Consider the following 7,555-nt stretch of genomic DNA (forward strand, 5'->3'; position numbering starts at 1 on the left):
GCCATGCTTTTTTGCATTCTGCCTTTTGGTTGTCTGCCTGCTACTTGAGACCGCCTTCGCAACGGCCTCAGAATCACCAGAGATTCTCGCCAGCCGGCTGACCAAAGAAATAACCGCCCTATTCCCGGATGCCACCACCATCGGTCAAAAACAACAGGATTTTCCCGTCTGGCCGGTGTTCAAAGGCGATGAACTATTGGGCTACGCCTTCCAGTCAGTGGACCTGGTCAGCTTCAGGGGTTGGTCCGGGCATCCGATCAACATGCTCATCGGCCTGGATACCCAGGGAAAATACACCGGGGTCAAGGTACTTGAACACCAGGAGCCGGTATTCCGGCACGGCCTGGAGCGCCAGGCCCTGTCGCGGTTTATCCATCAATACGTCAGTCACCAGGTCACCGACCGTATCATCGTCGGCAGCGGCCAGCACGGCACCGCCACCATCGAGGGCAAACGTACCGCCTATTTCGACGGCGTCAGCCGCGCCACCGTTTCCGTGGTAGTCATCAACGACAGCATCCTCTCCTCGGCCCTGCAGGTAGCCCGCCGCAAGCTTGGCGGCTATGGTGCCGCGGGCACGGCGGCGGTGAAAGAAGCCTATTTTGAGCCGCTGGACTGGCCGCAACTGCTGAAAAAAGGCTACGTGAAGGAATGGCGGATCAGTGATCGGGATGTGGAACAGGCCACCGGCAAGGCGTTCTCCTCATTTCACTTCGACAATATGGTGCCGGGTGAAAGCACCACGGATTTCAGGATTTATTACGCCTACCTGAACGTGCCAAGCATCGGCAGAAACCTGCTGGGCGATCTCGAATTTGAACGATTAAAAGCCTCGCTCGAACAGGATGAACACGCCCTCGCCATCATGTCCACCGGGTTTTATACCTATATAGAAGACCATTTCTGGCCGGGCAGCGTGCCCGACCGGGTCGGCCTGGAACAACAGGGCCTGCCGATCCAGATCAGGGATATCAATTTCTATAACCACAAGACCCTCGCCATGGCCCCACAGGTACCGGGCCGGGATAATCTGAGAGTCTTTATTATCAAGAAAGAATCGGGATTTAACCCCAGCCTGCCGATGTCGCTGGGGATCAATATGCAGCTGGCCGAGGCACAACAGGCCGCGACGACCGCGCGATTCAGCGACAGCTACCAGCTCCCGGAAAAATTCTTTGCCATCCCCAAGCCGAAAACCAACCTGGGACCCAATAAGCCCTGGGTCTCCATCTGGCGGTCCCGCCTGCCGCATATCATTATTCTCGGCATTGCGCTGTTGATCCTCAGCATCGCGTTTGTCAAACAACAGGCCATCAGCAAACAAACCAAAAACTTCCACCGCTTCCGCTGGCTTTACCTGTTTTTCACCCTGTTCTTTATTGGCTTTTTGGCACAGGGGCAGCTGTCTGTGGTCAACATTTACACCTTGCTGCTGGAGATCAAACACGGCTTCAGCCTGGACATGTTCCTGCTTGATCCCATCCTGTTCATACTGTGGAGTTACACGGCGATCAGCCTGGCATTGTGGGGCAGAGGCCTGTTCTGCGGCTGGCTTTGCCCCTTCGGCGCGCTACAGGAAATGGTCGCCTGGCTCGCCGAAAAATTGCGCTTCAAACAACTCCGGGTGCCACCGGCACTGCACCGACAGCTGATCAAACTGAAGTACATCATCCTCGGTGCATTGGTCATCGTCGCCTTTTATTCCTCCACCCTGGCAAATACCCTGGCAGAGGTGGAACCGTTCAAGACCTCGATCACCCTGGGCTTTATGCGTCCCTGGAACTTTGTCCTGTACGCCCTGCTCATACTGGGTATCGGGTTGTTTATCCACAAATTCTACTGTCGCTACCTCTGCCCCCTCGGCGCAGGCCTGGCGGTGATTGGCAAACTGCGGCGTTTCGAATGGCTCAACCGCCGCTCGGAATGCGGTAAACCCTGCCAGGTTTGCCGCCATAAGTGCGGCATCAATGCGATCGACCGGGCGGGGAAAATTGACTACAACGAGTGCATCCAATGCCTTGAGTGCATCGTGATTATTAATGACAACGAGCAGTGTGCACCGGCCATCATCGAACAGCGAAGGAGCCGGAAACAGCGCCGTGACAACGAGGTTCTGATCTATCCCGCAGAACAGGCCTGAGCCTGTCGCAGTGTGGGGTAGTGATTTACATAAGGCTGTAGCAGGTCTTTTTTATCAACCCAAAAGAGGAATCAACTATGTGGACCAAACCTGAATACAAAGATTTGCGTATTGGTTTTGAAGTAACCATGTATTTCGCACATCGTTAAGCAATGAATTATCGTTTTAAAACCCTTTTGCCCCAGCACTAGCTGGGGCATTTTACCCTTCTGAAATGTGTGACGGCGATCTCTCCGTTCGGAGGTCGAATAACAACACTCCACGATCAGTACAGAGTAAAACATAATGAAAATACAGATTTTAGGCTCCGCTGCCGGAGGTGGCTTCCCACAGTGGAACTGCAACTGCCACAACTGCAGCGGCGTGCGCGCCGGGACCATCAATGCCAAAACCCGCACCCAGTCATCCATTACCCTCAGTGCGGATGGTGAGAACTGGATTCTGTTCAATGCCTCACCGGATATCCGCCAACAACTGGCGAGCTTTCCGCCCCTGCAACCCGCCCGCCAGGTCAGGGATACCGGCATTGCCGCTATTGTGCTGATGGACAGCCAAATCGATCACACCACCGGCTTGCTGATGTTGCGGGAGGGTTGCCCACACCAGATCTGGTGCACCGAGATGGTGGAGGGCGACCTCCGCTCCGGCTTTCCGGTCCTGAATGTGCTGAATCACTGGAATGGCGGCAACCATATTCACCGCATTCCCGTCGGCGAACGGGACAACAGCTTTGTTATCCCCCAGGCGCCGGCGTTAAAACTGACCGCCGTACCGCTGCTCAGCAGCGCTCCTCCCTATTCGCCCCACCGCGGCAACCCCCATCCCGGCGACAATATCGGGATGCAGGTGGAAGACCTGCGCAGCGGCAGAAAACTCTTTTATGCCCCGGGGCTGGGGCAGATCGAACCACACCTGCGCCCGTTTATGGAGAATGCCGACGTGCTGCTGGTCGATGGCACCCTGTGGCGGGAACATGAAATGATCCTCAGTGGTGTCGGCTCCAAACTCGGCGCCGAAATGGGCCATCTGCCCCAGTCCGGCAAGGGCGGGTTGATCGAGTACCTGGATACCCTGGCCAAGCCGAGAAAGATCCTGATCCACATCAACAATACCAATCCGATACTCGACGAAGATTCGCCAGAGCGCGCCGAACTGGCCACTCACGGCATCGAAGTCTCCTACGACGGCATGTCGGTTGAGCTGTGAGTCACAACCCCGATAGCAACGAGAAACAGAGCGCGGAGCCCATGACCAGTCAAAATAGCCAGTTGCCACCCATGAATCGCTCGGAATTCGAGCAGGCATTGCGGGACAAAGGTAATTTTTACCACACCCAGCACCCCTACCACATCGCCATGTACGAAGGCCGCAGCACCCCCGAGCAGATTCGCGGCTGGGTGGCCAACCGCTATTACTACCAGATCAACATCCCCCTGAAAGATGCCGCCATCCTGGCCAACTGCCCGGATCGGGAAGTGCGCCGCCACTGGGTGCAGCGCATTCTGGATCACGACGGCTATGGGGACTGCACCGGGGGCGTAGAGGCCTGGTTGCGCCTCGGCGAGGCCGTCGGCTTGTCCCGCGAAGAAGTCACCTCGCAGCAGCACGTGCTCCCCGGGGTGCGCTTTGCCGTCGATGCCTATGTGAATTTCGCCCGCCGGGCCTCCTGGCAGGAAGCGGCCAGTTCTTCCCTGACCGAGCTGTTTGCCCCCACCATTCACCAGAACCGCCTGGATACCTGGCCCGGCCACTACCCCTGGATCAAGCCGGAGGGCTACCAGTATTTCCGCAATCGCCTCAGCGAAGCGCGCCGCGATGTCGCCCATGGGCTTGCGATCACCCTCGACCACTACACCACCCGGGACGCCCAGGAGCGCATGCTGGAGATACTGCAATTCAAGCTGGATGTACTCTGGTCCATGCTCGATGCCATGACCATGGCCTACGAGCTGGATCGCGCGCCCTACCACACGGTCACGGACGAAAAAGTCTATCACCGGGGATTGTTCCGATGAGTCGCCCCGCCACCCTCAACGCCAGTGCCATTCCGGTTCTCAACCGGATGTTCCGCTTTCAATGGGAACCCGCCCAGGACTGCTACGTGCTGCTCTACCCCGAGGGCATGGTGCAACTCAACGGCCCGGCGGGGGAGATACTGTCACTGGTGGACGGGCAGCGCAGCGTTGCCGACATCACCGACATCCTGGCGGCAAAATTCACCGGGGCAACCGGTATTGCCGACGATATTATCGAATTTCTGGGAGATGCCCATGAGCAGCACTGGATCACCCTGTAGCGCGCAACCGAATCTGCCCACCACCCAGGGAGGCGTGGGAGAAGGCGAGGCCAGACAACATGGCCGCCCGCTGTGGCTGCTGGCCGAGCTGACCTACCGCTGTCCCCTGCAGTGCCCCTACTGTTCCAACCCGCTGGACTTTGCCAACTTTGGTTCGGAACTGAGCACCGAGGAATGGCTGGAGGTTTTTCGCCAGGGGCGGGAGCTGGGCGCCGTGCAACTGGGCTTCTCCGGCGGCGAGCCGCTGGTGCGCCAGGACTTGACCCGCCTGATCAGCGGCGCCAGCGAGCTGGGCTATTACACCAACCTGATCACTTCCGGTGTCGGCCTCAACGAACGCAAGATCTCCGAATTCCGCACTGCGGGCCTGGACCATATCCAGGTCAGTTTTCAGGCCAGCGACGAGTCCGTCAACAACATGCTGGCGGGCTCGAAAAAGGCCTTCGAACAGAAACTGCGCATGGCCCGCGAGGTGAAGGCCCAGGGCTACCCGATGGTGCTGAACTTTGTCACCCACCGCCACAATATCGACCAGATCGAGCGCATCATCGAACTCTGCGTCGAGCTAGAAGCGGATTATGTGGAACTGGCCACCTGCCAGTACTACGGCTGGGCCTACGAGAATATCGAACAACTGCTGCCCACCCGCGCCCAACTGGAGCGGGCCGAGCGCATCACCAATCAATACCGCGAAAAACTGGCGGCTGAAAACCACCCCATCAAACTGATTTTCGTCACCCCGGATTACTACGAGGAGCGCCCGAAAGGCTGTATGAACGGCTGGGGCCAGGTGTTCCTCACCGTCGCGCCGGACGGCACCGCCCTGCCCTGCCACAGCGCCAGGATGCTGCCGCTGGAATTCCCCAATGTGCGCGACATGTCAGTGCGCGACATCTGGGATAACAGCCCGGGTTTCAACCACTTCCGCGGCGAGCACTGGATGAAGGAACCCTGTAGCAGTTGTGACGAACGGGACAAGGATTTCGGCGGTTGCCACTGCCAGGCCTACATGCTCACCGGCGACGCCCACAATGCCGACCCGGTGTGCGGCAAATCCCCCCACCACGGCAAGATTCTGGAGGCGAGGGAAAGGGCGGAGCAGGTGATCGATGATCCCGCGCAATTCCTCTACCGCAACGAGCGCAATTCAAACCTGATTGCCAAGGGTTAGCGTTATTGCCGGGGCAGGTTGTGGCGCTAGCGGTGGATTTTCCCCCGCGCCGCAGAAACATAGACCCCCAGCACACACAGGCCGGCGGCAATGGCAAAACAGCGGGCGATCGCCCGCTCCAGCGCCGCATACTGTGCGGGGACGATTTCCACCTCGCCGATCAGCAGCGCAAACACCAACGCCACCAGTACCATGCTGCTCATCTGTCCCAGCACCCGCATGGTGGCAACCAGTCCTGAGGCCGTGCCGAGGTGCTGCCGGTCCACGGCACTCATCATGGCATTGGTGTTGGGGGATGAAAAAAGACTGAAACCGAGGCCGATCACCAGCAGACCCGCCACCAACCAGTAAACCGAATCGTCACCACTGAGGCGGGCCAGTATGATCAGGCCAAGCGCGGTGGCGGCCATCCCCAGCGAGGCGATGATTCTCGGTTCAACCACATCCGATAGCCGACCAGACAGCGGCGACAACAGCGCCATGGTCAGGGGCTGAATCATCATCAACAGGCCGGCGCGGGAGGGACTCATGCCCTTGAGAAACTGCAGGTAAAGACCCACCAGCACCACCGTGGCAAAGGTGGCTGTGTACATGATGAACGACGCCAGGCTGGAACGCGCAAAGGTCCTGTTGCCAAAGAACAGGCGGACATCCAGTAAGGGCGCATGGCTGTTGCCTGCCTGGTGGACAAACAGCGCCATACCCAGCCCGCCGGCCGAGAGCAGAAAAAAAGCATAGGTCTGGGGCAACCCCGCAGCCCCCACACACAAGCAGAGGATCGACAGCGCATAGCTCAGCGCGCCCCGGTAATCAAACGGCGCGCGGCTGTCGGCTTTCCATTCGCCCCGAACCCACAACCAACCGATCAACAGCGACAGCGTGGAAAGCGGGATATGCAGCAGGAAACTGGCGCGCCAACCGTAGTGTTCCACCAGAAAGCCCCCCGCTGCGGGGCCAAGGGACAAACCCAGGTAAATCATCGATACCGTCAGGCCAATGCTTTTGCCCCGCTGCGCCGGGGGGAAGACCGACGAGACGATGGCGATCTGGGTGGCATACAGCATGGCGGCACCCACCCCTTGCAGAAAGCGGGCGGCGATAAGCAGCGGGCCATTGCTCGCGGCTGTCGCCAGCACCGAGGTCACAATGATGCTGGCGGTGCCCAGCAGAAAAATCCGCTTGCGGCCAAACATATCCGCCAACCGGCCAAACACCAGCACGAACATGGCGCTGGCCATCAGGTAGCCGAGCGGCACCCAGCTCAGCAACACTGCGTGAATAGTTAGCTCGCGGGCGATACCCGGCAACGCCACATTGACCGCCGACAGCATCATCGGCGTGGCCAGGGCATTCAGCAGCACCATGGCGAAGGCGGCCCGCCGCAGGGTGTCGGGAGTGCTGTGTTGGTCGCTGCTCTGGTCCTTCAAGACTGGCCCTTTGATTATCCGGTCGCTCAGTGAATCGTGCGCTGAAAACTATACACGCTTTGCCGCCGGGATTGACCGCCAGCGCGGCCCGGTCGACAAAAAACCTCAACCGCTATATACGACCGCAACGGCTCTCCCCGCCCCCATCGGGTTCCCCGAGGCGGTGTTAAAGTCCCTGCCGGTTTATTACACTGTGGGCAGCCTTTCACAGCCAGAGACGTTATGTTCTGCCGACTATTTCAAACGCCCTTCGCCGCCCTGCTGTTGCTGATACTGCTTTCCGCCACCACGCTCCCGGCCCTGGCCCAGGACGAGCTGGACGACAGCGACGAGCCAACTGAGGAAGTGGTCGATGACGAGGATGTGGAGGACATCGAAGAGTCCGCACCGCGCCGCCAGGTCATCCCGCCATCGACCGAAAGGCACCTCGATACGGCCCCGCTCCCTCGGAAACAGACCGCCAAGGGCACGCTGCCCAAGAAAAAAGCGCTGCAGCAACCGGCCCCCCCTGAACAGCCGGC

8 protein-coding genes are annotated in these 7,555 nt (G+C 59.2%); 7 read left to right on the forward strand and 1 reads right to left on the reverse strand.

Annotation, left to right across the window (positions count from 1 at the left end):
- From ABY948_RS10130 to pqqE, 6 genes are all read left to right on the forward strand, one after another.
- A partial coding sequence (locus ABY948_RS10130) for a 4Fe-4S binding protein (RefSeq protein ID WP_461482418.1) occupies positions 1-2,140 on the forward strand: 2,140 nt, incomplete at its 5' end.
- 77 nt (positions 2,141-2,217) lie between these two features.
- Positions 2,218-2,289 carry a pyrroloquinoline quinone precursor peptide PqqA gene (pqqA, locus tag ABY948_RS10135; RefSeq protein ID WP_461482425.1) on the forward strand — a complete coding sequence of 24 codons (72 nt, stop codon included), beginning with the start codon at positions 2,218-2,220 and terminating at the stop codon, positions 2,287-2,289.
- Between the two features lie 136 nt (positions 2,290-2,425).
- Positions 2,426-3,346, forward strand: a complete 921-nt coding sequence (pqqB, locus tag ABY948_RS10140; RefSeq protein ID WP_461482419.1) for a pyrroloquinoline quinone biosynthesis protein PqqB — start codon at positions 2,426-2,428, stop codon at positions 3,344-3,346.
- A 41-nt stretch (positions 3,347-3,387) separates the two neighbouring features.
- On the forward strand, positions 3,388-4,155 hold the full coding sequence (gene pqqC, locus ABY948_RS10145; protein ID WP_461482420.1) for a pyrroloquinoline-quinone synthase PqqC: 768 nt from the start codon (positions 3,388-3,390) through the stop codon (positions 4,153-4,155).
- A complete protein-coding gene (gene pqqD / locus ABY948_RS10150; RefSeq protein ID WP_461482421.1) occupies positions 4,152-4,436 on the forward strand; it encodes a pyrroloquinoline quinone biosynthesis peptide chaperone PqqD in 285 nt (94 codons plus the stop codon). Before pqqC ends, pqqD begins: the two co-directional genes overlap by 4 nt.
- Positions 4,411-5,607, forward strand: coding sequence for a pyrroloquinoline quinone biosynthesis protein PqqE (pqqE, locus tag ABY948_RS10155; RefSeq protein WP_461482422.1), 1,197 nt, complete (start codon positions 4,411-4,413; stop codon positions 5,605-5,607). The genes pqqD and pqqE overlap by 26 nt, the downstream gene beginning before the upstream one ends.
- A 26-nt stretch (positions 5,608-5,633) precedes the next feature.
- Here the strand turns inward: pqqE and ABY948_RS10160 are convergent, their stop codons facing one another.
- Positions 5,634-7,034, reverse strand: a complete 1,401-nt coding sequence (locus tag ABY948_RS10160; RefSeq protein ID WP_461482423.1) for an MFS transporter — start codon at positions 7,032-7,034, stop codon at positions 5,634-5,636.
- A gap of 222 nt (positions 7,035-7,256) precedes the next feature.
- Between ABY948_RS10160 and ABY948_RS10165 the strand changes: the two genes are divergently transcribed.
- Positions 7,257-7,555, forward strand: a 299-nt coding sequence (locus tag ABY948_RS10165) for a hypothetical protein (protein ID WP_461482424.1), incomplete at its 3' end; no start/stop codon positions are given.

The organism is Porticoccus sp. (assembly GCF_041592135.1).
Classification (GTDB): Bacteria; Pseudomonadota; Gammaproteobacteria; order Pseudomonadales; family Porticoccaceae; genus Porticoccus.

Coding starts and splice junctions, on each gene's coding strand:
- pqqB (WP_461482419.1), top strand. CDS start 2,426: ATGAAAATACAGATTTTAGGCTCCGCTGCCGGAGGTGGCTTCCCACAG.
- pqqE (WP_461482422.1), top strand. CDS start 4,411: ATGAGCAGCACTGGATCACCCTGTAGCGCGCAACCGAATCTGCCCACC.
- pqqD (WP_461482421.1), top strand. CDS start 4,152: ATGAGTCGCCCCGCCACCCTCAACGCCAGTGCCATTCCGGTTCTCAAC.
- pqqC (WP_461482420.1), top strand. CDS start 3,388: ATGACCAGTCAAAATAGCCAGTTGCCACCCATGAATCGCTCGGAATTC.